24 protein-coding genes are annotated in these 26,056 nt (G+C 64.6%); 9 read left to right on the plus strand and 15 right to left on the minus strand.

Features of this window, described 5'->3' with window-relative positions:
• Window positions 1-2,024 (plus strand): ATP-binding cassette domain-containing protein (locus AOT83_RS25120; protein WP_057965758.1); only part of this gene is annotated, 2,024 nt, incomplete at its 5' end.
• A 13-nt stretch (window positions 2,025-2,037) separates the two neighbouring features.
• Here AOT83_RS25120 and AOT83_RS25125 read toward each other — a convergent pair.
• The 5 genes from AOT83_RS25125 to AOT83_RS25145 all read right to left on the minus strand — a co-directional run bounded on the left by AOT83_RS25125 (window position 2,038) and on the right by AOT83_RS25145 (window position 4,962).
• A complete protein-coding gene (locus AOT83_RS25125) occupies window positions 2,038-2,592 on the minus strand; it encodes a pentapeptide repeat-containing protein (protein ID WP_057965759.1) in 555 nt (184 codons plus the stop codon).
• Window positions 2,593-2,618: 26 nt separating this feature from the next.
• Window positions 2,619-3,014, minus strand: coding sequence for a tautomerase family protein (locus AOT83_RS25130; RefSeq protein ID WP_030096804.1), 396 nt, complete (start codon window positions 3,012-3,014; stop codon window positions 2,619-2,621).
• Between the two features lie 70 nt (window positions 3,015-3,084).
• Window positions 3,085-3,552, minus strand: a complete 468-nt coding sequence (locus AOT83_RS25135; RefSeq protein ID WP_030096803.1) for a GNAT family N-acetyltransferase — start codon at window positions 3,550-3,552, stop codon at window positions 3,085-3,087.
• A gap of 112 nt (window positions 3,553-3,664) precedes the next feature.
• Complete coding sequence (locus AOT83_RS25140) at window positions 3,665-4,015, minus strand: VOC family protein (protein ID WP_057965760.1); 351 nt, start codon at window positions 4,013-4,015, stop codon at window positions 3,665-3,667.
• A 41-nt stretch (window positions 4,016-4,056) separates the two neighbouring features.
• Window positions 4,057-4,962 (minus strand): helix-turn-helix domain-containing protein, encoded by a 906-nt coding sequence (locus AOT83_RS25145; RefSeq protein ID WP_070943200.1) that lies wholly within the window; start codon window positions 4,960-4,962, stop codon window positions 4,057-4,059.
• Window positions 4,963-5,089: 127 nt separating this feature from the next.
• Between AOT83_RS25145 and AOT83_RS25150 the strand changes: the two genes are divergently transcribed.
• Complete coding sequence (locus AOT83_RS25150; protein WP_057965761.1) at window positions 5,090-5,326, plus strand: hypothetical protein; 237 nt, start codon at window positions 5,090-5,092, stop codon at window positions 5,324-5,326.
• 46 nt (window positions 5,327-5,372) lie between these two features.
• Window positions 5,373-5,834, plus strand: a complete 462-nt coding sequence (locus tag AOT83_RS25155; protein WP_057965762.1) for a tRNA (cytidine(34)-2'-O)-methyltransferase — start codon at window positions 5,373-5,375, stop codon at window positions 5,832-5,834.
• Here AOT83_RS25155 and AOT83_RS25160 read toward each other — a convergent pair.
• The gene (locus AOT83_RS25160) at window positions 5,831-9,112 is read right to left on the minus strand and encodes an error-prone DNA polymerase (protein ID WP_057965763.1); all 3,282 of its coding nucleotides are present in this window, start codon (window positions 9,110-9,112) and stop codon (window positions 5,831-5,833) included. The two genes, AOT83_RS25155 and AOT83_RS25160, sit on opposite strands and share 4 nt — an antisense overlap.
• A 151-nt stretch (window positions 9,113-9,263) precedes the next feature.
• Here AOT83_RS25160 and AOT83_RS25165 point away from each other — a divergent pair, with 151 nt between their 5' ends.
• Together AOT83_RS25165 and AOT83_RS25170 are read left to right on the plus strand one after the other, a co-directional pair.
• Window positions 9,264-10,241, plus strand: coding sequence for a CocE/NonD family hydrolase (locus AOT83_RS25165; protein ID WP_030096798.1), 978 nt, complete (start codon window positions 9,264-9,266; stop codon window positions 10,239-10,241).
• Window positions 10,242-10,334: 93 nt separating this feature from the next.
• On the plus strand, window positions 10,335-10,898 hold the full coding sequence (locus AOT83_RS25170) for a TetR family transcriptional regulator (RefSeq protein ID WP_030096797.1): 564 nt from the start codon (window positions 10,335-10,337) through the stop codon (window positions 10,896-10,898).
• Window positions 10,899-11,062: 164 nt separating this feature from the next.
• On the opposite strand, the gene AOT83_RS25175 is transcribed toward AOT83_RS25170, so the two are convergent.
• Entirely contained in the window at window positions 11,063-11,554 is a 492-nt protein-coding gene (locus AOT83_RS25175) for a PH domain-containing protein (protein ID WP_057965764.1), read from the minus strand.
• Window positions 11,555-11,586: 32 nt separating this feature from the next.
• Window positions 11,587-12,042, minus strand: coding sequence for a hypothetical protein (locus AOT83_RS25180; RefSeq protein WP_057965765.1), 456 nt, complete (start codon window positions 12,040-12,042; stop codon window positions 11,587-11,589).
• 129 nt (window positions 12,043-12,171) lie between these two features.
• Here AOT83_RS25180 and AOT83_RS25185 point away from each other — a divergent pair, with 129 nt between their 5' ends.
• Window positions 12,172-14,184 (plus strand): SDR family oxidoreductase, encoded by a 2,013-nt coding sequence (locus AOT83_RS25185; RefSeq protein WP_030096793.1) that lies wholly within the window; start codon window positions 12,172-12,174, stop codon window positions 14,182-14,184.
• Here the strand turns inward: AOT83_RS25185 and AOT83_RS25190 are convergent.
• A complete protein-coding gene (locus tag AOT83_RS25190; RefSeq protein ID WP_030096792.1) occupies window positions 14,162-15,466 on the minus strand; it encodes an FAD-dependent oxidoreductase in 1,305 nt (434 codons plus the stop codon). The genes AOT83_RS25185 and AOT83_RS25190 overlap by 23 nt on opposite strands.
• A gap of 156 nt (window positions 15,467-15,622) precedes the next feature.
• On the opposite strand from AOT83_RS25190, the gene AOT83_RS25195 reads away from it, so the two are divergent.
• Window positions 15,623-16,654, plus strand: a complete 1,032-nt coding sequence (locus AOT83_RS25195; RefSeq protein ID WP_030096791.1) for a nucleoside hydrolase — start codon at window positions 15,623-15,625, stop codon at window positions 16,652-16,654.
• A 14-nt stretch (window positions 16,655-16,668) separates the two neighbouring features.
• On the opposite strand, the gene AOT83_RS25200 is transcribed toward AOT83_RS25195, so the two are convergent.
• The 4 genes from AOT83_RS25200 to AOT83_RS25215 all read right to left on the minus strand — a co-directional run bounded on the left by AOT83_RS25200 (window position 16,669) and on the right by AOT83_RS25215 (window position 21,050).
• On the minus strand, window positions 16,669-18,237 hold the full coding sequence (locus AOT83_RS25200; protein WP_198530416.1) for a DNA polymerase Y family protein: 1,569 nt from the start codon (window positions 18,235-18,237) through the stop codon (window positions 16,669-16,671).
• A gap of 22 nt (window positions 18,238-18,259) precedes the next feature.
• The gene (locus tag AOT83_RS25205; RefSeq protein WP_057965766.1) at window positions 18,260-18,994 is read right to left on the minus strand and encodes a hypothetical protein; all 735 of its coding nucleotides are present in this window, start codon (window positions 18,992-18,994) and stop codon (window positions 18,260-18,262) included.
• 173 nt (window positions 18,995-19,167) lie between these two features.
• A complete protein-coding gene (locus AOT83_RS25210) occupies window positions 19,168-19,809 on the minus strand; it encodes a response regulator transcription factor (protein WP_057965767.1) in 642 nt (213 codons plus the stop codon).
• Window positions 19,809-21,050 carry an ATP-binding protein gene (locus AOT83_RS25215; protein WP_234797687.1) on the minus strand — a complete coding sequence of 414 codons (1,242 nt, stop codon included), beginning with the start codon at window positions 21,048-21,050 and terminating at the stop codon, window positions 19,809-19,811. Before AOT83_RS25215 ends, AOT83_RS25210 begins: the two co-directional genes overlap by 1 nt.
• Window positions 21,051-21,172: 122 nt before the next feature.
• Between AOT83_RS25215 and AOT83_RS25220 the strand changes: the two genes are divergently transcribed.
• Entirely contained in the window at window positions 21,173-22,318 is a 1,146-nt protein-coding gene (locus AOT83_RS25220) for a PspC domain-containing protein (protein WP_057965768.1), read from the plus strand.
• The gene (locus AOT83_RS25225; RefSeq protein WP_030096785.1) at window positions 22,311-22,595 is read left to right on the plus strand and encodes a hypothetical protein; all 285 of its coding nucleotides are present in this window, start codon (window positions 22,311-22,313) and stop codon (window positions 22,593-22,595) included. Before AOT83_RS25220 ends, AOT83_RS25225 begins: the two co-directional genes overlap by 8 nt.
• Window positions 22,596-22,600: 5 nt before the next feature.
• Here the strand turns inward: AOT83_RS25225 and guaA are convergent, their stop codons facing one another.
• Entirely contained in the window at window positions 22,601-24,169 is a 1,569-nt protein-coding gene (gene guaA, locus AOT83_RS25230) for a glutamine-hydrolyzing GMP synthase (RefSeq protein ID WP_030096784.1), read from the minus strand.
• Window positions 24,170-24,214: 45 nt separating this feature from the next.
• Complete coding sequence (locus AOT83_RS25235; protein WP_057965769.1) at window positions 24,215-25,972, minus strand: GMC family oxidoreductase; 1,758 nt, start codon at window positions 25,970-25,972, stop codon at window positions 24,215-24,217.
• Between the last annotated feature and the right edge of the window lie 84 nt (window positions 25,973-26,056).

Genomic DNA, 26,056 nt, shown 5'->3' on the forward strand with positions numbered 1-26,056 from the left:
CCCGCCAGCAGTATCCGTCGGAGCCCACCCCGGTGCCCCCCGCCGCCTATGCCCACGAGCCGGTCGAGCCGTTCGGCACCCGTGCGATGCGCGCGCTCGGCATCGGCGGCGCGCCCAAACCGTCACCCGGTGCCATCACCGTCGGTCGCGCCCCCGACAACACGATCGTCGTCAACGACGTCCTGGCTTCGCGACACCACGCCTTGTTGCTTCCATCCGCCGGTGCCCTGGAAATCCAGGACCTGCACACCATCAACGGCACCTTCGTCAACGGTGTCCAGGTTGAGCAGGCAACGGTGCGCGAGGGTGACACCGTCACCATCGGTAACGTCGACCTCGTCGTTCAAGACGGCACACTGGTCAAACCGACGACGGCCGCCCGCGTCGGCGGGCTTGAGGTGCAGGGCATCGACTTCACCGTCGAGGGCGGCAAGAAGCTGCTCGACGACATCAGCTTCTCCGCAGGCCCCGGATCGCTCACTGCGGTCATCGGCCCATCAGGTGCCGGCAAGTCCACCCTGGCCCGGCTGATCGTCGGCAACACCCAACCGTCGGCAGGCAAGGTGTCCTTCGAAGGTCACGGGGTCCACGCCGAGTACGCCGTCATGCGAAACCGCATCGGCATGGTGCCACAGGACGATGTGGTGCACCCGCAGCTGACGGTGAGCCAGGCACTGCATTACGCCGCCGAGCTGCGATTGCCCCCAGATACCACCAAAGAAGACCGCGAACAGGTCGTGTCCCGGGTTCTTGAGGAACTCGAGATGACCAAGCACGCGGAGACGCGCGTCGACAAGCTCTCCGGCGGGCAGCGTAAGCGCGCCTCGGTGGCCATGGAGCTGTTGACCGGTCCGTCTCTGCTGATCCTGGACGAGCCCACCTCGGGCCTGGATCCGGCACTGGACCGTCAGGTGATGAGCCTGATGCGACAGCTCGCCGACGCCGGCCGCGTAGTGGTGGTGGTGACGCACTCGCTGACCTATCTGAGTTACTGCGACCAGGTGTTGCTGCTGGCCCCCGGTGGCAAGACCGCGTACTGCGGACCTCCACGCAGCATCAACCAGGAGATGGGCACCACCGACTGGGCCGATATCTTCGCCAATGCCGCGTCCGACCCGGACGGCGTGCACCAGGCCTATCTGTCACGGCATCCCGCCGCGAACAAACCCGTCACGGCGGCGACCCCGCCCGGAGATCTGGGCAAGCCACCCAAGACCAGTCTGCTGCGGCAGGTCTCCACGGTGGCGCGCCGCCAGGGACGGCTAATCCTGGCCGACCGCGGGTATTTCATCTTCTTGGCGCTACTGCCGTTCGTCCTTGCCGGACTGGTGTTGTCGGTGCCCGGCAGCGCCGGTTTCAACGTGGCACTGCCCGACAACCCAAACGAACCGGGGCTGCTGCTGGCGCTGACCAACCTGGGCGCGAGCTTCCTGGGTCTGGCGCTGACCATCCGCGACCTGATCGGTGAACGGGTGATCTTCCGACGAGAACAGGCGGTGGGCCTGTCGGCCACCGCATATCTGCTCGCCAAGATCATCACCTACTGCGGAGCCGCCATCGTGCAGTCCGCGATCATGACGGCCGTCATCGTGATCGTCCGCGGTGGACCGACGCAGGGCGCGGTGCTGCTAGGAAACGCGAACTTCGAGCTGTGGGTCGCCGTTGCCGCCACCGCGTGCGCGGCCACCGTGCTGGGCCTGGTGCTGTCCTCGCTGGCCACCTCCGCCGAGCAGGTGATGCCGATGCTGGTGATCGCCACCATGACGCAGATCGTCTTCAGCGGCGGACTCATCCCGGTGACCGGACGTGCCGGGCTGGAACAGTTCTCGTTCCTGTTCCCCTCGCGATGGGGCTTCGCAGCCACCGCCGCGACCACCGACCTGCGCAAGCTGGTGCCGGTGGGGCCGCAGGACGAGCTGTGGAATCACGATGCGGGAACCTGGCTGTTCGACATGGGCATCTTGGCGCTACTCGCGCTGGTGATGGCCGGATTCGTGCGCTGGCGCATCCGCCTCAAGGGTTAGTCGCCCTAGGCCGCTAGCCCCCGTGTACATCCAATCCGTGCGCGGCGGCATACGCGATGGCCTGCGGTAGGTCGACTTTCACGGCCGTCAGGCTTGCGGTGGTCCACAAGGTCGGGTCAATGCGGGCACCCCGCAGGTCGGCGCCGTCGAGCTTGAGATTCTGCGTGCGCGCGCCGGTGAAGTCTGCGCCGTGCAGGTTGGCCTTGCGCATATCGGTGCCGACGAGATTGGCCTCACGGAACCGGCAGTCCGACAGATCCATATCGCGCAGATCTAGCCCGCCGAGCGAGGACAACGTGAAATCGGTTTCGGTGAACTTCGCCGGACGCACCCGGCAGTCGGTGAGTGTGGAGCCCAGCAGACTGCACTGGCGGAATTCCGAATGCCACAGTGAGGTGCGGCGGAAGGTGCAGTTCCGGAAGGCCGAGCCGATGTGCAGTGACTCGGTGAGGTTGGCTCCGCTGAAATCGCATTCGGTGAAAACCACGCGCTCGGTGCGCAGTTCACGAAAGTCCTCGTCGTAGAAGGTCTCTGCGGTGATCTCACGGTCAATCCAGTGCTCGGCCATGCCTGACATCATGCCGGGTGGGTCCGTCAGACGTTCACATCGAAACCCAGGTCGATATCGCAGGCCGCCTGACCTCCCCGGATCCCCCAGTTCTCCGTCGCACTCTCACGCAGCACAATGGTGACGTGATCCGGCGGTATCCCCAGTAAGGAAAGACGTTTCACAATCTCGGCATAGAGGTTTCGTTTCGCCCCTATCGATCGGCCCGCGAAGCAGTCGATGGAAACAAACGTGTACAGCTCCGGCTGGGTCAGGTTTGGCGCGTGCGAAAACCTGTGGGGTTCATGCACGACGAGGCGTACATGCTTGTCCCCTTCCGGTATCTGAAAGGCAGCGACCAGCGCGCCGTGGACCGCATCGATGATCGCCACCTCTTCAGGCTCGGTGTATCGCCGACGGACCTCGACCACTGAACTGGGCATGCGTGGATCATCACACGAAGGGACTGCACAGCCAACGGATTTCTCGTCCGGGTTGCGCCGACCGCGCGGGCTATCCGTGGATAAGCAGGGTCATGAAAGTACTGTTGGGGTCTTCGATATAGGAGTTGAAGGGGCCGCACTCAACAAACCCGTGCTTTCGGTAAAACGCCCGAGCAGGAGCGAAGAAGCCCATACTGCCGGTCTCCAACGACACTCTGTTCACACCACGGCTCTTAGCGTCGTTAAGGGCATGCAGAAGCAACGTTGAGGCGATGCCCTGGCCCCGTCGCGAAGGGTCGGTCCGCATGCTCTTGAGTTCCTCGTGTTGCGCGGAGATCTGGGCTAGCGCAACGGTTCCGACCAAATCGCGCCCGTCTCGAGCAACCCACAGTCTGACTCCAGAATCCTGCAAACCCACAGCATCTAGAGCGTGCTGACTATCCGACGGCGCGGTCGGGGCGAGATCGTCCAGGTGGGCCTGCAAGAAGGTCAGGAGCGCGACATCCTGGAAATCTGCCACAGCGATCGAGAGCACCACGATCTGTTCTCCATCAGGTTCGCATATAAGGTGCGGCCCAGAGGACAAAGATGCCGCAAGACCAGGCTACTGACTGCCCTCCAGGGGCGGTCCGCATTACAGTCCGGCCCGCTTAGACGAAGCTGCTGGAGGGCTGATGAAGCCCGAATCGCACGCCCTGGTCGTCTCTGCAGAAGGTGAAGCGTCCGAAGCCTGGTTCTTCCGGCCCGGGATCTTCGGCCTCACCGCCAAGTTCGCGAACAGTCAGGACAGCTGCCTCGATGTCCGGGACACCGAAGAATATGTCGATGCGACGGTCTTCGTCATCGCTGTGCAGCCCGCCGTTTATGCCACCCGTTTCGAGCCAGGCCTGCCCACCCTCGCCCATCGCGTGCGGAGCCCAGCCCAAGAGTCCCTGGTAGAACTTCTGTGCGCGCACCGCGTCGGGCACTCCGATCTCGAAGAAGGTCGGTTCGCCAGTCATCGTGAATTCCTCTCTGCCGGACGTGCTTGACGGCAGAGACGTTAGGACCGCGATGCACCCTCGTCTTGTACAAATGTTTCGCGAATAGCCGGATCGTGTATGCCGGGCAGTCCTTCGCATCGCAATGCGGCCAACTCTCCCGGCGAACACCCGGCGAATATCCGGAAATCTCGGTTGAAATGCGCCTGATCGAAGTAGCCGCATGCCAATGCGATGGAGGCGAGCGATCGATGACCCGGCGCCGCCAGCAGCGCCATTGCCCGGCCAAAGCGAAGCACACGAGCGGCCGCCTTGGGAGTCAGGCCTATTTGGTTGCGGAAGCGATTCGCCAATCGTGCACGACTCCAACCGGTCTCGGCCACAATCTTGCCGACGGACGCTGTTCCATGGGTTTGGCTCAGTACGCTCCATGCCCAGGCCACCTCGGGGTCGGGTTCTGGGCCATTGGCCGCCGCGTGCACCAACATCGAATCCAACAGATCGAACCGGTGATCCCAATCAGGTTCAGCGGCAAGGCGTTCGGGCAGGTGGCGCCCCTCGTCGCCGAACAAGTCTTCGAGACTAACCGCGCGATTACTGATGTCATTCATCGGCAGCCCGGTCAGCCGGTGCATCCCCAGCGGCGTCAACTGCACTTCAAGGCAGTGCTGCCTGCCCGAATGCAAGGTAGCTGTGGGCCCCTGACACGCACCGGCACCGAACGATTGCCACATCCGCGCAGACCGGGTGTCTGCGGCATCGGTAACAAGCAGCGGATCACCGAACTCCACGATGAGCACCGGATCGACACCGGCGACCTCACGGCGGTCCACGGGTTTGTCGGAGCACTCACGAAACTCGGTATATCCCTGCGCAATCCCGGCCAGCGTCGCGTCGGCCGATCGAGTCACCGACTCCCATGCGGCTTCGCCGGAGGCCCCGCACTCGAATATCGCCGGGCTTCCCATGGCTCCATCGTGCCTCAAATCGACGAGCAGGGATACCGTGTTCCGCGTCATCTTCCATTAGCCGGGTATCTATTACCGCTGAACATGATCTGCTACTCGGAATGCAGCTCACCTAAGGTGTGAAGCAATGAGAACGCCGGACCCCGACTTCTACGTCGCATTGATGGCAGCTGTCAGCGGAGGCATCTGCATATTCGCGGAACCGCGCGAAAGCACCCTCCAGAAGTGGCTTTACTGGGCTGTCGCTCCGGCAGTCGCCGTCATATGCATATCGCTGGCCCTTAAGAGCGTGCTGGCGGGATTAGGGCTTGGAGTCTTCGTGGTCTTGTTCATGGCCATGGGCTACCTCAGGTACAAGCTCTAGCACCCCGCCAGATTGACCACCACCGACCTTGCCGCAAGATGATGGGGTGTTCCGCATCATGTTCCACGAGCCCCGGATCGCCCCCAACACCGGGAACGCGATCCGGATGGTGGCGGGCACCGGGTGCGAGCTGCATCTGGTGCAGCCGCTATTCGACCTGTCGGAGGCCAAGGTGCGCCGCGCCGGCCTGGACTATCACGACATGGCTTCGGTGACAGTCCACGAAAGCCTTTCCGCTGCTTGGGAATCGATGCGGCCACAGCGGGTCTATGCCTTCACCGCTCATGCGAACGTCAGCTACACCGACATCGCCTACCAACCCGGCGACGTGCTGCTGTTCGGTCCCGAGCCCACCGGGCTGGATGCCGAGGTGCTTGCCGATCCACACATCACCGAGAAGGTGCGCATCCCGCTGCTCCCCGGCCGCAGATCACTCAACCTGTCCAATGCCGCAGCCATCGCCGCATACGAGGCCTGGCGTCAGCATGGTTTCGAAGGCTCCGTCTAACGGAAGTCCCGCGAGGCGGATCGGATACGCAGGTCCAGTGGTCGCAGCTGATCGGCCACCACGGTGATGGCTCCGCTGGCGTTCTGCACCTGGCCACGAATGATCAACGCCTGTGCGGTCACCGCCAGCTTGCGGTACCGCGCCCACAGACCCACCGAGCACACCACATTCACCATCCCCGTCTCGTCCTCAAGGTTGATGAACGTGACCCCGGCCGCGGTGGCAGGCCGCTGACGATGGGTGACCGCCCCTGCCACCAACACCCGTGACCCGTCCGGCACATCGAAGAGCCCCTTGGCCGGAACGACACCCAGCTCGTCGAGCTGTTTCCGCAGGAACTGGGTGGGGTAGGCGTCGGGGGTGACTCCGGTGGCCCACACATCGGCAGCGGCCTGAGTCACCTCCCCCATCGGCGGCAGCACCGGAACCCGGGAGGACATCCCGACTCCGGGTAACCGGTCGGGACGCTGCGCAGCGGCCGCACCCGCAACCCACAGCGCCTCACGCCGGGACATGCCGAAACAACCCAGCGCCCCTCCAGTGGCCAGCGCCTCGACCTGTGCCGTGCTCAATTGGATGCGACCGGTCAGATCGAGCAGAGAGGCGAACGGGCCGTGTGTTTTTCGTTCCTCGACGATGGCGTGAGCCAGGTCGCTTCCGATGTGGCGGACGGCGCCCAGACCGATCCGCACCTCCAGTCCCGCATTCTCCAACGTCGCATAGGACAGGCTGGCATTTACATCGGGACCATGCACGGTGACACCGTGGCGACGAGCATCGGCCACCAAGGACTGCGGCGAATAGAAACCCATGGGCTGCGCACGCAATAGTGCCGCGCAGAATGCGGCCGGATGATGCAGCTTGAACCAAGACGAATAGAACACCAACGAAGCGAAGCTTTGCGCGTGGCTTTCCGGAAAGCCGAAATTGGCGAAGGCATAGAGCTTTTCGTAGATGCGGTCGGCTAGCTCTCCGGTGATGCCATGAAGGTTCCGCATGCCCTCATAGAATCTGCTGCGCAGCCTTTCCATCCGTTCCGGCGACCGCTTGGATCCCATAGCCCGGCGCAGCTGATCGGATTCTGCGGGGCTGAACCCCGCGACATCGACGGCGAGTTGCATCAGCTGTTCCTGAAACAGCGGCACTCCCAGAGTTTTATCCAACGCAGCCGCCATCGAGGGATGGTCATGCTCCCAGTCTTTGTCGATCTTGTTGTATCGCCGGATATATGGGTGTACCGAGCCACCCTGGATGGGTCCCGGCCGGATCAGGGCCACCTCCACCACCAAGTCGTAGAAACACGTGGGCTTCAGGCGGGGCAGTGTGGCCATCTGGGCGCGCGACTCCACCTGGAAGACCCCCACCGAATCGGCGCGGGCCAGCATCTCGTAGACCGCCGCCTCAGAGAGGTCGATATGGGCCAGGTCCACCTCGATGCTCTTGTGTTCGCGGACCAGGTCGATGCAATAGTGCAGCGCCGAGAGCATGCCAAGGCCGAGTAGGTCGAACTTAACCAAACCCACTGCTGCACAATCATCTTTATCCCATTGCAGCACGCTACGGTTCTCCATGCGCGCCCATTCGACGGGCACCACATCGGCCAGCGGGCGATCGCAGATGACCATGCCGCCGGAGTGAATGCCCATGTGCCGGGGAAAATTCTTGATCTGCTGAGCCAGGTCGATCACCTGCGACGGAATGCCGTCAACCTCCGCCGCGTCGGCCAAGCCGCCCCAGTGCCCGAGTTGCTTGCTCCAGGCGTCCTGCTGCCCCTGCGCGAACCCTAGAGCCTTCGCCATGTCCCGCACGGCCATTCGGCCACGGTAGGTGATCACATTGGCCACCTGCGCCGCATACTCGCGGCCGTATTTGTTGTAGACGTACTGGATGGCCTGTTCCCGTTCGTCCGATTCGATATCGATGTCGATGTCCGGCGGGCCGTCGCGAGCAGGCGATAGGAACCGTTCAAATAGCAGACCATTGGCCACCGGGTCGACATTGGTGACCCCGAGCGCGTAGCAGACCGCCGAGTTGGCGGCAGAGCCACGCCCCTGGCACAGGATGTCGCTGCGACGGCAGAACTGGGTGATGTCATGCACCACCAGGAAGTAGCCCGGAAAATTGAGTTGGGCAATGATTTCCAGCTCGCGCTCGATTTGAGCGTAAGCCTTCTGCGCCCCCGCCCGGGGGCCGTACCGACGCGCGGCACCTTCGAGGGCCAGATGCCGCAACCAGCTGTCCTCGGTATGGCCGGACGGGACGTCGAACGGCGGCAATTGCGGGGCAATGAGTCGCAGATCGAAAGCACACGCCTCCCCCAACTCGGCGGCCGCCGTCACCACATCCGGGCAATGCGAGAACAGCCGCGCCATCTCATCTCCCGAACGCAGATGCGCACCCCCCACCGGCTCCAACCATCCCGCCGCATCATCGAGGCTCTTACGCGCACGCACCGCCGCCATCGCCATGGCTAGGCGCCCACTCTCGGGTGTGGCGAAATGCGCTGCGGTGGTAGCGATGACACCGACACCGAACCGCGGAGCCAATGCGGAAAGCTCCGCGTTGTGGTCATCCTCATCCGGGTGGCCATGCCTGCTGAGCTCGATGCTGACACGGTCGGCACCGAACCGGCCGACCAGATGGGCCAGTGCCGCCTCAGCCGCAACCGAGCCACCGGAGGCAAGCGCCCGTCGCACATGTCCCTTACGGCACCCGGTCAGGATGTGCCAGTGCCCGCCCGCTGCCTCGGTAAGCGCGTCAAGGTCATAGCGTGGCTTACCCTTTCGGTCTTTTGGCGTTCCTCCCGACAAGTGCGCGGTGGCCATTTGCCGCGACAACCGCCTATACCCCTCCTGGCCGCGCGCCAGCACCAGCAGGTGTACTGAGTCCTCCGTATTGCCCTGCCCGCCAAGAGATAGTTCCGCACCGAACACGGTGGGCAGGCCGAGTTCCTTGGCCGCTTCCGCGAAACGGACAACTCCGTAGAAACCATCGTGGTCGGTGATGGCTAGCGCCTTGAGGTCAAGCCGCGCGGCCTCCTGCGCCATCTCCTCGGGCAGGCTGGCGCCGTCCAGAAAGCTGAACGCCGAATGCGCGTGCAGCTCCGCGTACGGCACCGCCGACCGCCCACGCTCACGAGTGGGCGGCTCATACGGCGGGCGCTTTCGGCTCCACGCCGGACCGTCCCCGCCATCCCCCGGAGGCGCATGGCGGTTGGGGCGCCCATCAAGCACCCGCTCCATTTCGGCCCACGTCGGGGGACCTTGCGACCAGCCCATTCAAACAGTTTATCGAACATGTGTTCTATGGTTCAATCACTCGCCCGGGTTCCTATTGGCAAAGTAACTAACTAGATATATACATGTATGCTGACAAGGCCCCCGCACTTGGCGCGGCGGGCAAGCACCTAGCGAGAATCTGGAGAAGCGAATGCCACACCACGGCAACTACACGCCCGAGAAGGTCACCTTCCCCTCGCATGGCGAGGACATCGTCGGTGTCGTCCACCGCCCTTCCGGTGACGGCCCCTTCCCTGCGGTGGTCCTGCTGGGCCCGTACTCGTTCGAGAAGGAGCAGGCCCCGATTCACTACGCCACACGTCTGGCCGACGAGGGTTTCCTGGCGCTGGCTTTCGACCCGCGCACCGTGGGCGAGAGCGGCGGCACCCCGCGCCGCCTCGAGAATCCGAAGATGAAGAACGAGGACGCGGTAGCGGCCATCGACTACCTGCTCACGCGCGACGACGTCGACGCATCGCGCATCTTCGGGGCCGGCGTCTGCCAAGGCGGACCCGAAATGCTCGACATCGCCTCATACGACGACCGGATCAAGGCCGTTGCCTCGGTGACCGGTTACTACCGCGATCGCGAGACCGATCTGTTCATGATTGCCGCGGGTGTCAGCGAGAACCCCTTCGATCCGGCTACCGCACCCACCACCGAACAACTGGAAGCGCTACTGGATGCCCGGCTCGAGCGGGCACGCGATGCCAAGACCCGGTACGAGCAGACCGGCGAAGTCATCTACGCGCCCCTGGTCTCTCCTGACCTGGGCGACCCCGTCGCCGGGTCTGATGCCGGGCTGCCCGGCCCACTGGTGTGGAGCTGGTACGGATCGTGGACGCTCAAGGGCTGGGAGAACCGTTACGCCATCATGAGCGACCTCGACCACTTCGACTACAGCACCGTGCCCGGTGCCGCCAAGCTCGACAAACCCGCATTGGTGATCCACTCCGATACCTGCATGAACCCGGCGGCAGCCCGGCGGCACTTCGAGTCGATCCCCTCCGACGACAAGAAGCTCATCTGGGAAAACGGCACCAACCACTTCCAGTACTACGACCAGCCCGACATCGTCGACCGCACCGTCGGCCACATCGCCGACTGGTTCAACAGCCACCTGGCCTGACGGGGGGCGCACCGGCTGGGTTGGCGGGCATAACCGCTGCCCCAGCCGGTGCGCTGCCGAAATCACGCGGCGGCATGCCTCTAGGCTCTTGGGATGCCGCCCGACGCCTCTGCCACCAAGAAGCGGCTGCTCGATGCCGCGTACGCAGAGTTCGCCGAGCACGGACTGGCCGGTGCCCGTGTCGACCGGATCGGCGCCGCGGCCGGTGCCAACAAACGGCTGCTCTACGTCTACTTCACCAACAAGGAAACGCTGTTCGACACCGTCGTGGCCCATTCGATTCAACGGATGTCCGATGCCGTCCCGTTCACGCCCGACGATCTGCCGGGCTACGCGGGCGCATTGTTCGACCACCTGATCGAGCATCCCGAGCACCTGAGGCTTGCCACCTGGGCGCAGCTGGAACGGCCCGTCGCGGGCCCAGCCGAAACCGCGGCCTACGCGGCCAAAGTCGCGGCGATCGCCGCGACAGGCTTACCCGCGGACGGCGTGGAGCCGGCCGACATTCTGGCCCTCACGCTCGGGCTGACCACCGCGTGGCTCGGCGCATCGCCGGCCCTGCGCGGTCTTGCGGCTTCGGAACCCTTCTCACCCGAGCGCCTGACCACCCACCGTGCCGCGCTCATCAGTACTGTCGAAAAACTCGTCGGCGGTTAGCCGGCGATCTTCGCGCGGAACGAGTCAGCGCGTATGTCCATCAGCACGCCCCCTGCCTGAGTCCAGTTAACAAGCAGAATTATTGTCGGAGAACATATTTAGTTCGCGACAGCGAGGCGATGCTAACACTCACGACCACGCAGTGGGCCTGGAACAACGTCACATCATTGGTAGACCGAAGCCTCGTCCACCAGCCCAAACAGCTTCTCGACAACATCATGTGCGGTCGCCGCATCCAGCCCCACGATCCGCAGCTCACCCTGATCTGCACGCACCACCACCATCGCCAACCCCAACACACGCGACAGCGGATCTTGCCGCAGTTCTACCGTTCGCACCAGTGCGAACGGGATGACCCAGAAAGACCTGAGCCACAACGTCTTCGATGCGATATACAGCAGATTGTCATCCAGGACACCCCACCGATATGCGCGATAACGCTGCAGTGGGCGAAGCACCACCCACGCCAGCGCACCGCAGATGCACAGCAGCCCCAACACGCCCGCGACATGCTCCAGCGGCGTGCTGGCGTGGGCCGGCGGCGCCGTCACCGCCCACACCGCCGCCACCGCGACAACCAGCGGACTACATGCCAATGCGTACTGGATGGCCCAGAGCACGGGAGCCGACCTGCTGGCAACGACTCCCACCGGCATCACGGAAGTCGTAGGGGTCGTGTCGATCACCGCTACTCCCCCACTACCGGAGCGAACCGGCGCATCCATATCTGCCGTACCGCAACGGCCGCAAGCACGAACACCAGCACCGCGGTCGGCGACCAGGCGATCGTACTGTCGAGCCCACCGAACGCATAGGTGATCAGACACAACGAAAGGAACGGCACGGCCACCGACACCACGGCCGTCCACCTCCGAACGACAGCCAATTCGACGATTGCCGCGACCACCACGACACCAAAGGCGATCCATACGACCACGCCCACCAACTGCACGGCAGCTGGACTGAACGGCACGTAGTCGGCGTATCGGCGCGGCATGCCGTCGGTGAGCGGGGTATAGGCAGTCCACCCGTAATCCCAGCCCCGCAGGTTCAACCCCCTGTTCACCAAGGCGGCTACCACGAACGTCCACCAGGCAGCATTGCCCGTGACGCGCGCAGCACGGAACACCCGAACGCGTGACATTCCTGGAGTATCCCCCATGGCTAACTCCCCAATGACGAACTTGTCACACATCGTTGACGAAATACCCCATAACGGCAACGATGACTCCAAACGGGCCGATAAGCGGCCTAACAGTCTCAGGGGTAGCACGTGAAATACATCGTCACCGGCGGCACCGGATTCATCGGACGGCGGATTGTGACCCGAATCCTGGAGACCCAGCGCAATGCGGAAGTCGCCGTTCTGGTGCGGCGCGAGTCCCTGTCACGGTTCGAAAAGCTCGCCGAACAATGGGATGACCGCGTACAGCCGCTGGTGGGTGACCTCACCCAGGCCGATCTCGGCCTGCCCACCGAGGGAGATCCGGTCACCGCCGATCACATCGTGCACTGTGCCGCGATCTATGACATCACCGTGGACGACAAGGCACAGCGCGCCGCGAACGTCGAGGGCACTCGGTCGGTCATCGGACTGGCCAAACGCACCGGCGCCACCCTGCACCACATCTCCTCCATCGCGGTCGCGGGAAGTTACCAGGGCGAGTTCACCGAAGAAGACTTCGACGTCAACCAGGACCTGCCGACGCCGTATCACCAGACCAAGTTCGAGGCCGAACTGCTCGTGCGCTCGGAACCCGGTCTGCGCTACCGGATCTACCGGCCCGCCGTCGTTGTCGGCGATTCCAAGACCGGCGAGATGGACAAGATCGACGGTCCGTACTACTTCTTCGGAATTCTGGCCAAGCTCGCGCGCCTGCCCCGGTTCACCCCGATGATGCTGCCCAAGGCGGGACGCTCCAACATCGTTCCGGTCGACTACGTCGTCGATGCGACCGTCGAGCTGATGCACCAGGAGGGCCGCGACGGGCAGGCCTTCCACCTGACCAACCCCGAGGTGACCTACCTGCGGGACATCTACTCCGGCATTGCCCCTGCCGCGGGCCTGCCGCCCGTGCGCGGGTCGCTTCCCCACGCCATCGCCACCCCGTTCCTGAATGCGCGCGGCACGCTCAAGGTCTGGCGCAACATGGTGGTCACCCAACTCGGCATCCCGCCCGAGGTCATCGACATCACCGAGATCATGCCCACCTTCGTCTCCGAATCCACACAGGAAGCCCTGCGCCCCAGTGGAATTACGGTTCCCTCATTCGGCAGCTACGCCGGCAAGCTCTACCAGTACTGGCGCAAGAACCTCGACCCCGAGCGATACCGCCGCGACGATCCCGCCGGGCCATTGGTGGGCCGTCACGTCATCATCACCGGGGCATCCAGCGGTATCGGACGGGCCGCGGCCATCGCCGTCGCCCAGCGCGGCGGCACCGTTTTCGCGGTGGCGCGTGATGCCGAGGCGCTCGACAGCCTGGTCGCGGAGATCCGTGAGGACGGCGGGCAGGCGTATTCATTCCGCTGCGATCTGACCGACTACTCGGCCGTGGACGACACGGTCAAGAGCATCCTCGGCCAGTTCGGGCACGTGGACTACTTGGTGAACAACGCCGGTCGCTCCATTCGCCGCTCGGCGATAAACACGGTCGATCGGTTCCATGACTACGAGCGGGTCATGGCGATCAACTACTTTGGCGCTGTGCGGCTGGTGCTGGCGCTTCTCCCCCATTGGCGGGAAAGGAAATTCGGCCACGTCGTCAACGTCTCGACGGCCGGTGTGCAGACCCGTAATCCCAAGTACGCGTCGTACATCCCCACCAAGGCGGCACTGGATGCCTTCTCCGATGTGGTCGCGACCGAGACGGTGTCGGATCACATCACTTTCACCAATATCCATATGCCATTGGTGAAGACGCCGATGATTCAGCCTTCTCACAAACTGAATGTGGTGCCGGGACTCACCCCAGAACACGCCGCCGCCATGGTGATTCGCGGTCTCGTCGAAAAGCCGACCCGCATCGATCATCCGATGGGCACCTATGCCGACATCGGCAGGTACATGACACCGAAGTTGACCCGCCGGATCATGCACCAGATGTATCTGGCATATCCCGATTCTCGGGCCGCTCGCGGCCTTGAGCCGGTCGACGAACGCCAGGATGTGTCGACCTCGCGCCGCCGCCCCAGGGCCGCCAAACGTGTTGCGGCCGTGTCAAAGCTGCGTGTTCCGGGCCCCGTGATGAGGGCGGTACGCCTCATTCCCGGAGTGCATTGGTGACCTCCCGGGCCGCCCGGGTGCCCGCCTCGATGGCGCCATCCAGGTAGCCCGGGTGGTCGTGCGCCGTTTCGGTACCCGCCCAATGAATATCGCCCAGGGGCGCCGACGGGAGCGGCAACTGTTCGGTGAATCCGATATCGGGCAAGGCCATGTATCCGCCTCCGGCATGTTCGTCGAGGTGCCAGGACTTCTCGTGCCAGCCTGCCGGTTCGAGAACCTCCGGACCGACGTGCTCGGAGAGTGAGCCGAGCACCGCGCGGCGACGGCCGGCGGTGTCGAGCCCATCAAGTTCACGCGCCTCGGGACCGGCGACAAGCACGCACAGGTGGCCCGGCCCGCCCGGAGCGGTGGTATCGAAGACTGCCCGGCCCGGGCCGTCGAGAACCATGAACTCGCCGCCGGATCGCTCTCTCCAGAAAGGCTTCTCGTACACGGCGATCGCCTTGTACACCGACCCCATGTACATGTTCTGCTGCATCTGGACACGCTCGGCCGGAAGCTGCGGGCTGAAGGTGATGCGAGCCGCCGTGGGCGGCGGCGCGGTGACAATGACCTTCGTGGCATGCACCTGACCCGAGGCCGTGTCGAGGGTGACTCCGTGTTCATTCCGGCTGACCGAGGTAACGCGGTGTCCCAGCTTCACTCGGGGACCCAGTTCGGCGGCCAGGCTTTCCACGAGCGCACCCGCCCCTTCGACGAGTAGGGAGTCCTGCGCGCCGCCCCTGGTCGACAGCATGGTCCGCAGACCACCTTGATGCCGAATCATCGAGATCATCGCGGGGATGGGCATCCGGTCCAGGTCCGCCGTCCAGGAGATCAAAGCGATGACCTCAAGTAGCCGCCGGGTGGTGCGGCCGGGCACCTTGCGTAGCCATTCGGCCGCGCTGGTCGCGTGCCAGCGCTTCGGCGTCCTAAGACGCGAGAACACCTCCAGGCCGGTGAGAATGAGCACGCTCGGTAGTAGGGACGGGATCTTCACGCGGCGGGCTCCGTCGATCACCGCGGGCAGCGGACCCGTGTGCATGGGGAATTGGGTAAGGCCGAGTTCGGCGGCAAGCCCCATGACGCGGTGGTGATCATGGCCAATCCACTGGCCGCCCAAGTCCAGCCGTGAGCCCAGCACCGTGGTCTCTCCCATGACCCGCCCACCGATACGCTCCGCCGCCTCCAGCACGATCACGTCGACGCCCTGCCGGTGCAGTGCGCGGGCAGCCGTCAGACCCGACAGCCCGGCACCCACGACCGCCACAGTGGTCGTCTGCGGTAACTCGTCCTGATGCATCCCACACTCCTTCCTGGCCGACCGCCCGGCGATAGACCGGACGCCCTGAAGGCAATACTAGCCGTAGATTCAGTCAGTCGTATGACTTTGATGATTGCCGGTGCTCTACCGCTTGTCTATCCGTACACGGAGCTAACTGACGGTAGGTTGACGTCCATGGTTCCCGTTTTTGCCGACGTTGATACCGGAGTCGATGACGCACTGGGATTGATCTTTCTCCTCGCTAGCGAGGATGTGGAGATTGTCGGCATCGCCTCTACTGCGGGCAATGTCTCGGTGGACCATGTTTGCGCGAACAACCTAGGCCTGCTGGAGCTATGCAAGGCCCCGCAGATCCCGGTGTCCAAGGGCGTCGCCGAGCCGTTGAGCGCGGCACTGCGCACCGCCGAAGACACCCACGGACCCACCGGCCTCGGGTATGCCGCACTGCCGGATTCCACCCGCACACTCACCGATTACGACGCGGCCGAGGCCTGGGTGCGGGCGGCACGCGCACACCCCGGCGAGTTGGTGGGCCTGGCGACCGGCCCGCTCACCAACCTGGCGCTGGCCCTGCGCACCGAACCCGAGTTGCCCAAACTCCTCAAACGGCTCGTGATCATGGGCGGCTCCTTCGACTACCCGGGCAACACCACACCGGTGGCGGAATGGAATGTCGTAGTCGACCCGGGTGCGACGGCAGAGGTGTACGCCGCCTGGGGAGCAGCTGGCGTACAAGAACTTCCGATCGTGTGCGGCCTGAATCTCACCGAGACCATCGCCATGACACCGGAACATCTGATCAGACTGGCCGAGGCCGCGGGCGCCACCACCACCCCCCTGTCGGTGCTCGATCTTCCATCCAGCCGTTCGTCGGCGAACAACTCGCTGCTGCGGTTCATCGAAGATGCCGTGCGTTTCTATTTCGAGTTCCACATGAAGCAAGACGAAGGCTTCTTGGCGCACATGCACGATCCGTTCGCCGCCGCAGTCGCGCTGGAGCCATCACTGGTCCAAACCCGCTCCGCTACTGTCGATGTCGAGCTGACCGGTGATCTGACCCGTGCCATGACCATCGCGGACTGGAAAGGGCAATGGGGCCAGAAACCCAACGCGCAGATCGCGGTGGAAACCAACCCCGAGGTGTTCTTCGAGCGATTCATCGAACGAGTCAGCGTCTTCGCGCGAAGGTTTGACGGCGCGCGCTAATTCCGGCGAGGCCGTCATTCATAAACGCCCTCCACATACCACCGCTGCCGCCGAAAATGCAGGAGCAGCGCCTGACCACCGCCCTTGCCTTCCAGCAGCACTTGGGCCCGGGCGGCCACCGATGCCCGGGTAGGAGTCGGTTCCCGTTCCTCCCACCATCGCTCATCGATCGGCCATGGCCCTGCCCACCAACTCAACTCCCAACGGCCATCGCCCCGCCGGACCCTGGCCGGTTCCCCCGAGAACATTCCCCGCCCGGTCACCGTCACCGGTGCTCCATCGACATCCAACAGCTCCACCGGTTCGCCATCCTCACCGAGCAGCACCGCAGGAGCCGGATCGGGCAGCCTCCCTGGCCACGGCGCATCAGGATCGGCCCGCGGGCGCAACTCATCCCCTAAGGGCACCAAAGTAATTCGTTCGGCTGGGCCCCGTCCACCGCTGACCACTCCCACCTGTACCGACTCCTCTCCCAACAGATCCTGAACTCGTGTCAATGCGCGGCGGGCCCGCTGGCGCTCCTCGGCGCCCACCGCTCCCCACAACGTCAACTGCAGCGCTTCGGCGGCCACCACTTCGACCGGCTCCAACCGCAACATCGCCACCGGCCCATCCAGAGACCGGCGACGGGCAAGCCAGCCGTCAAGCTGCCAGCGGACCCGGTCGGCCGTCGCCTCCTCGGTGAGCGGCTCGGCACACCGCCACACCCGCGACAGCTCCTGGCCGTCCACCGTCACCGCGTGAATGGCCAACCGGGAGCAGGCCACTCCTGCCGAGGACAGCACCTCGTGCAGGCTCATCGCCAGCGTGCGTCCCGCAAAAGCCGCCGCATCCACCCGGTCGATCGGCGGATCGCACGGCAGTGCGACTCCCAGCTCCGCCGGGACCGCATGCCCCGAGGGAGGGCGCTGCGGTTCGGCTCGCGCATGGCGGTGCGCCTGTACCGCGTCATCGTCGAACCGTGAGGCGACATCGGACCGCGCTAGTTCCGCGAAGGCACCCATGGTGCGTATTCCCATGCGCCACAGCAGATCAACCAAGTCCTCACGCTGCGGATGGCACAGGCTGGGTTCGGCGGCCATCTCTTTGATCGACAAGGACGCCAGGAACTCCGCATCCCCACCGGGCGGTACCAGTGCCGCATGCCGCGCGGCGTACACCGCCGTGGACATCTGATCGGCGATGCCCACCTGACATTCGGCCCCGGCCACCGACACCGCATCGGCCAGCCGCTCGGCCGCGGTCTGCTCGCTGCCGAAGTACCGGGCCGCACCGGCCACCGGAAGCGCCATCAGCCCCGGGCGCAAAATCTCGGCCCCTGGTACCAGGTCATCCACCGCGGCGATCATCGGCTCGAAAAACCGCGCATCGCGATCGACATCGGCTAGCGCGATATGCAGCTGTGGACAACGGGCCTGGGACTCGCGGCGGCGCATACCCCGGCGGACTCCCAGCGCCCGCGCGGCGGCCGTGCACGCGGTGACCCTGTTGGCCAGGGTCACCGCCACGGGCCGGGTGGCAGGAAGGTCGGCCATCGCCGCGGCGGCCACCGCCGGCCAATCCGGGCACCAAATCGCCAGCACCCGTGGAGCTTTACGCTGTCGTTTAGGCGGACCTGATCGAGCCACGGCTGCCACACACCTCCCCGGCAGCTCTTGAGCTGGACGCCGCCGCCCCGGGGGCTCTGGGCGCCCTGCGCCCCGTTGCCCGGACCGTCGTCCGCACGCCACGAATTCGGCCCAGGCCACAGGCGGACACCCCGTCATAGCCGGTTACCCGGGCCTGCAACCGTACCGCGGCGCCTTCCCAGTCCCCCTCGGCAACCAACAGCGTGCATCCGTTGCTGTGCGCCCGGGCCACCATCGCGCGCGCCGACGTCGAGGTCACCTTTCGTCCCCCCAGGCCCAGCACCACCAGATCCATCCCGTCCATAAGCACCGAGGCCACCTCCACCGCACTTAGGCCCGGGCGAGGAATCAACGCCAGACGGCTCAGGTCCGCTCCCTTTTCCACCGCCGCCAGCACACTCACCTCCGGCATGCCCACAATCGCGGCGTACCCGCCCGCCGCGGTCACCGAAGCCACCACATCTAACGGCAACGACCGGGCCCCGCTGGCCACCGCGACCGTGCCGCGCCGCAACACGTGACCTATCGAGCTGGCCAGCGCATCGGATACCGGCAGCAAAGATTGAGCATCCGGTAGCGCCTCGTGAAACCGCCCCGCCGAAGACCTGTCTCCGCCAACCTTTCCCGATATCGCAGCCATCTGCTGCCGGAGCTTTTGTAGCTGGTCAGCACGGTTGACCAGCATCTCGTCGGCGGCCGTCACTGCCGTCACAACCGCACCTCCAGACACACTCGACTAGAACATATGTTCGATGCCTGGAGTAAACACCTCGCCACCGACAACCGTCAAGACAGGAGGTAGGAACTGGGCCGCTCTGCCGACACGCCGTGTCGTGGCGGATTCGTATCGCACATACCCGCCATGAGGCGCGGTGTCGACGAGACCTAGTCGAGCTGGCGGGTGTGCGCCCAGCGGGTCAACGCGTTGCGATTGGACTGCTGGGTCTTACGCAGCACATTAGAGGCGTGCGTCTCCACCGTCTTGACCGAGATCACCAGATCCTCGGCAATCTCCCGGTAGGTGTATCCGCGGGCAAGGAGCCGCAGCACCTCAAGCTCGCGTGGGGTCAACGAATCCAGCTCCGGATCCAGTGCCGGCTCCGGGGCATTCGACCGCCCGGTGAACGAATCGAGCACGAATCCGGCAAGTCGCGGGCTGAACACCGCATCCCCACCAGCCACCCGGCGCACGGCCTCGGCGAGTTCACTTCCCGAAATCGTCTTGGTGACATAGCCTCTGGCTCCCGCACGAATCACCGCGATGACATCCTCGGCGGCATCCGACACACTGAGCGCAAGAAAGACCGGTCCCGAGCCGCCGACTCCGTTGATGACGGCGACCCCTCCACCGGAGGGCATGTGCACATCGAGCAACACCACATCCGGTGCACTGGAACGTATTCCGGTGACCGCCTCGACAACCGAACCGGCCTCGCCCACGATCTCGATATCCGATTCACCGGCCAGCTCCGCCCGCACCCCGGACCGGAACACCCCGTGATCGTCGACCAGGAATACCCGCAGCATCACTCTTCTTTCTCGTCGAGGTCGTAGAGCTTGTACGGCATGGTAATTCGCACCTCGGTGCCCTTGCCGATCTCCGACTTGATCTGCACCTGCCCACCCCGGCGCATCACCCTGGCTTTGATGGAGCGCACGATGCCCTGCCGATCCTGTGGCACCGCCTCCAGATCAAACCCCTTACCCCGATCCCTGACGAACACACTGATCTGGCCGGGTTCCACCTCGGCATACAGGTTGATATCCGATTGCCCGGAATGTTTGGCAGCATTGACGAGTGCCTCGCGGGTTGCCCCGATCAGCGCTCGTCTGGTCTCGGGTTCCAGAGATAGGTCGGCATCACCGACGATCACCGAATTGACCACCACGGTATGCGCATCCTCAACCTCTCCGGCCACGGTACGTAGCTCCTGCGCCAGAGACGAGTCCGAGGACACCCCCGCGGAGAACAACCAGCTGCGCAGTTCGCGTTCCTGGCTGCGAGCCAGCCGTAGCACCTCGCTGGGGTTATCTGTCCGCTTCTGGATCAGCGCCAGCGTCTGCAGCACCGAATCGTGGAGATGCGAGGCGATCTCTTCACGCTCTTCGGTACGGATGCGCGCGGCACGCTCGGCACCGAGGGCACGCCACAACCGCAACCACAAGGGCACCGTCAGCAGCATTGCGCCCACCAGGGTGGCCGCGATCGCCACCAACGAGTCACGCAGCGAGGACAGATCCACATTGCGCAAGACCACCACGGCGATCCCGCCGAAGACCAGTGCGGCACCGGCAATCACCCGGACCAAGGTCAATAGCGACGATTTGCCCGACTCCCCCAGCACGGCCGAACTCGGCCCCTGCGAATCGAATTCGCGCCACACCACGGCGAGCCCGACCAGTGCCAGCACGATGGGGAAAACCAGCGCCGCCGTCGAACCACTGACCGTCGACATCAAGATGATCAGCGCGGCAAGACTCAACAGCAATAGCCCCGTCGCCCGCCTGCGGTCCGTTGCGCTGACAGCGGCAACGTCGTCGCCCGGCGGCATCAGCAGCCACAGCAGCCCGTACGCCGCGATGCCCATTCCGCTGGCCGCGCCAAGCACTGCGAAGGCCAACCGCACCCGAAACACCGGAACGTCGAGATGATCGGCGAGCCCCCCGGCGACCCCGGCGATTACCCGGCCACCGGTACGCCGACGCAACGGCGGGGCGGCAGTCAGCCGATTCCCGCCGGCGAAGGCATTCCGAAACGTGGGACTCATCTCTGCGATACTGCCATGGCAAAGCTCCACAGGGCATCGGGCTTATCCCTGAACCCCTGCCTTGCAAAGATCAGGGTGAATCCCGATGGCGGACATGCCCGCGACTGGGCAACATAGCTGTCATGGACACGGATACCACCACCAAGCGGACGCCGTCCTCCACGCTTGGAGACATGTGGCGCACGCGGCCGTTGCGGCTGCCTGGGCACGGCAAGCTGGCAGGTGTTGCCGCGGGAATCGGCTACCGGTACAACGTGGACCCGCTGCTGGTGCGCGTAATCTTCGTGGTCACAACAATTTTCGGCGGGGCAGGTGCCATCATGTATGTGGCGTGCTGGCTGCTGATGCCCACCGCCCGCTACACCACTCCGTACCACGAGTCCAAGGTGAAGATGGTCTTCTGGATCATCGTCCTGCTGCTTGTCGGGGGACCCTTCATCGACCCCGACCGCGATCCCTGGGGATTCGTCAGTGCCGTTGTCCTGCTCGGGGGCTGGTATCTGCTCTATCAGCGCCAGACCGAAACCCCACCACCTCTGGCGAGTTCGACGGCGCAGCCCGGCCCGGCCGAAGATGGCGAACCGAACAGCCATACCGCGGCGGCCACCAGCCCTCTCTTACCGCCTCCCCCACCCAACTGGGATCCACTGCGGGCGGCCCCTTTCGCCTGGGATCTACCCGATCCGGCTCCCCTGCCGGCGCCTCCAGCGAAGCCCAAGTCGCCCGTACCCAAGGTAACCATCGGCGCGGCACTCATCGTCAGTGCTCTGCTCGTGGCCATCGGACTGCTGGGCGCCGACTGGGTGACACCCGTCGTGGTCGCGGCAGCGGCACTGGTCGTCCTCGGAGTCGGCTTACTGGTGGGTGCATGGCTTCGCAGCGGCTACTCACTGCTCTTTCTGGCGATACCGCTGGCCGGGTTCGTCGTCGTAGCATCCTCCATCGGTCCGCTCGAGGTGTCACTCAACGTCGGCGACCAAAATTACCGTGTCACAGAGGCTTCCGAGATCGAGGAGTACTACGAGGTCGGCGTCGGCACCATCACCCTTGACCTCACGCAGGTCACGCTTACCAACGATAAGACTGTTTACCTCGACGTCGGGATGGGCGATATCCAGGTGCTCGTTCCCCCTTCGATGAATGTGCGCACCTCGTGCGAGGTGGGCATGGGCAGCTTCGATTGCCTGCCCTCACCCAAGGGTGTCGGCCCCGTCCTGACGATCAACGCAACGGCAAATGTAGGAAGCATTGAGGTGCAACGTGTCTGAGAACATCGACGAACCAACGACCAGGGCCGACAATGAACTCACCGCGGAAAATTCCGTGGAGCCGAGACCGGAGGCCGATGCCGAAGAGAAGGGCAGACCATCCATCCTGCTGGCACTGTCCGGGCTGGTCGCTCTGCTCGTCGGGGGCTGGGCCCTGACCGGCCAGGACTTCGGAGCGCTAGTGCATAGCAATCTGCTCGGCTGGATCGCGATTGCCGTGGCGATCGCCATCGGCGTTGCGCTGGTGGCAGTTCCAACCCGCCGTAACCGAACCTAGGCAGCTCACTCCCATTCAATGGTGCCGGGCGGCTTGCTGGTGATATCCAGCACCACGCGGTTCACCTCGGGAACCTCGTTGGTGATCCGCGTCGAGATCCGCTCCAGCACCTCATACGGCAGGCGGGTCCAGTCAGCGGTCATCGCGTCCTCACTGGACACCGGACGCAACACGATCGGGTGCCCGTAGGTACGTCCGTCACCCTGCACCCCAACTGAACGCACATCGGCCAACAGCACCACCGGGCACTGCCAGATGTTGCGGTCCTGACCAGCGGCGGTAAGTTCCTCGCGCGCAATGGCATCGGCACGGCGCAGGGTATCCAACCGGTCGGAAGTAACCTCACCGACGATCCTGATGGCCAGCCCCGGCCCCGGGAACGGTTGACGGCCAACGATTTCCTCGGGCAGACCCAGTTCACGGCCTACCGCACGGACCTCGTCCTTGAACAGCAGCCGCAGCGGCTCCACCAGGGTGAAGGTCAGATCTTCGGGGAGTCCGCCCACGTTGTGGTGGCTCTTGATGTTGGCGGTGCCACTGCCACCCCCGGATTCGACGACATCGGGGTACAGCGTGCCCTGCACCAGGAACTCGATACCGTCCTCCGAGTTACCGATCGCATCGGAGACGGCGCCCTCGAACGCCCGGATGAATTCACGGCCAATGATCTTGCGCTTGGTCTCCGGGTCGCTGACACCGGCGAGCTCACCCAGGAACTTTTCCGCGACATCGACAGTCACCAGCTTGGCGCCCGTGGCCGCCACGAAGTCGTGCTCCACCTGCGCCCGCTCGCCGCTGCGCAGCAGTCCGTGGTCGACGAACACACAGGTCAGCCTGTCGCCGATGGCGCGTTGCACCAGGGCCGCCGCCACCGCCGAGTCCACGCCGCCAGACAGCCCACACAGCGCACGCCCGTCTCCGATCTGCGCGCGCACCTGCTCGACCAGCGATTCGGCGATATTGGCTGCCGTCCATGTCGATTCGATGCCCGCGAACTCATGCAGAAAGCGGCTGAGCACCTGCTGTCCGTGCGGCGAATGCAGCACCTCCGGGTGGTACTGCACCCCGGCCAGGCGCCGCGCCCGATCCTCGAACGCTGCCACGGGAGCACCTTCGCTGCTGGCGACCACGGTAAAACCCTGGGGTGCTTCGGTTACCGCATCGCCGTGGCTCATCCACACGGGCTGAAGGCCGGGCAGGCCCTCATGTAGATCTCCGCCCACGACCTTCAGCTCGGTGCGGCCGTACTCGCTGGTGCCGGTGTGTGCGACGGTTCCGCCGAGCACCTGCGCCATGGCCTGAAAGCCGTAGCAGATACCGAAAACCGGAACATCCAAGTCGAATACGGCGGGGTCGAGTTGAGGTGCACCCTCTTCGTAGACGCTCGATGGACCACCGGACAGGACGATAGCCCGAGGGTTGCGTTCCTTGATCTCATCGATGCTCGCCGAGTGCGGGATCACCTCGGAGAACACCCGCGCCTCACGCACGCGCCGCGCGATCAGCTGCGCGTACTGTGCCCCGAAGTCAATGACCAGAACCGGTCGGTCGCCATGCTGCTCCGTTTGCGCCACCGGCTTAGCTTAGTGGCGCTGGGGCTACTTCCCGCTTGCGGGGGACTAGCTGACCGACCGCACCGGTTCGATCGGCAGACTCCGCAATGCACCGGGCGCACCTGCCGGGACGACGGGGTGCGACGGGGGCACCGCCGCCATCCGCTGATACGGCAGACCCTGCTCCGGCCGCAGATCCGTCTCGCCCTTGTTGGGCCACAACGACGCCGCTCTCTCGGCTTGCGCGGTGATGCTCAGCGATGGGTTGACACCCAGGTTGGCCGAGATGGCCGCACCGTCCACGACATACATGGTCGGGTAGCCGTACACCCGGTGATACGGATCGATGACGCCGTCCTCCGGACTCGTCCCGATCACGGCCCCACCCAGGAAGTGCGCGGTCAGCGGGATGTTGAACAGCTCGCCCCAGGTGCCACCGGCCACACCGTCGATCTTGGCGGCCAGTCGCCTGGTGGCCTCGTTGCCAGCGGGAATCCAGGTGGGGTTGGGCTCGCCGTGGCCCTGCTTGCTGTCAAGGCGCCGCCAGAACAGCGTCTTCTTGGTGAAGGTGGTGATCGAGTTGTCTAGGTGCTGCATGACGAGGGCGATCACGGTGCGCTCGCTCCACTGCGTCACGTTGAGCATGCGCAAGGTGCCCCTCGGATCGGCACGGGCGGCCTCGATGAGCTGACGCCACCGCGACTTCTCGCCGTCCCCGTCGGTCATCAGGGTCTGCAGTAGACCCATCGCGTTGGAACCCTTGCCGTAGCGCACCGGCTCGATATGCGTGTCGCTGGTCGGATGGAACGACGACGTGATGGCCACTCCGTGGGTGAGGTCCAAATCGTCCTTGTACTCCAATCGGCCTGCACCGACGATGGATTCGGAGTTGGTCCGGGTCAGCACGCCCAGGCGCTGTGACAGCCGGGGCAGCAGACCCTTGTCCTTCATCTTGAACAGCAAGTTCTGGGTGCCCCAGGTCCCGGCCGCAAGCACCACATACTTGGCCGTGTAGGTCTTGCGCCGCTTGCGCACCCAGCGACCGGTGGTCTTGGTGGAGACTCGCCATATTCCGTCGGCGCCCTCCTCGACAGCGGTGACAGTGGTGAGCGGAATGACCTGGGCGCCAGAGGATTCGGCCAGTCCCAGATAGTTCTTGACGAGGGTGTTCTTGGCTCCGACCCGGCAACCGGTCATGCAGGAACCGCACTCGGTGCAGCCCACGCGGTCGGGGCCGGCACCGCCGAAGTAGGGATCGGCCACCTTGACTCCGGGCGCCTTGGCGCCCTCCGGCCCGAAGTACACACCCACCGGGGTGGCGACGAAGGTGTCACCGGCGCCCATGTCGTCGGCGACTTCCTTGATGAGCCGGTCCGCGTCGGTGAAGGTGGGGTTCTTCACCACACCGAGCATCCGCTGCGCCTGCTCGTAGTGCGGCGAGAGTTCGGAACGCCAGTCGGTGATGCCGCGCCACTGCGGATCGTTGAAGAACGGCTCCGGCGGCACATACAGGGTGTTGGCGTAGTTCAGAGAACCACCGCCCACCCCGGCACCCGCCAGGATCATGCAGTTGCTCAGCAGGTGGATCCGCTGAATCCCGAAGCACTTGAACATCGGCGCCCACAGGAACTTGCGCAGATTCCACGACGTCTCGGCGAACTCCTCGTCCGCGAACCGGCGGCCGGCCTCCAGGACACCCACGCGGTAACCCTTTTCGGTCAATCGCATGGCGGTGACGCTCCCGCCGAATCCGGATCCGACAATGAGGACGTCAAAGTCGGTATCTGCTTCAGCTTTCACAGGGACTGCTGCCGGTGATGACATCGTTGGCTACCTCCGCATGGTCACGTTACTGCCCAGTATGGAATACAACGAGGGGGGTAATGTAAATTAGGTCACCCTAAGTAG

Origin of the sequence: Mycobacteroides sp. H001, assembly GCF_001440005.1 — a bacterium.
In the GTDB taxonomy this organism is placed as follows: domain Bacteria; phylum Actinomycetota; class Actinomycetes; order Mycobacteriales; family Mycobacteriaceae; genus Mycobacterium; species Mycobacterium gwanakae.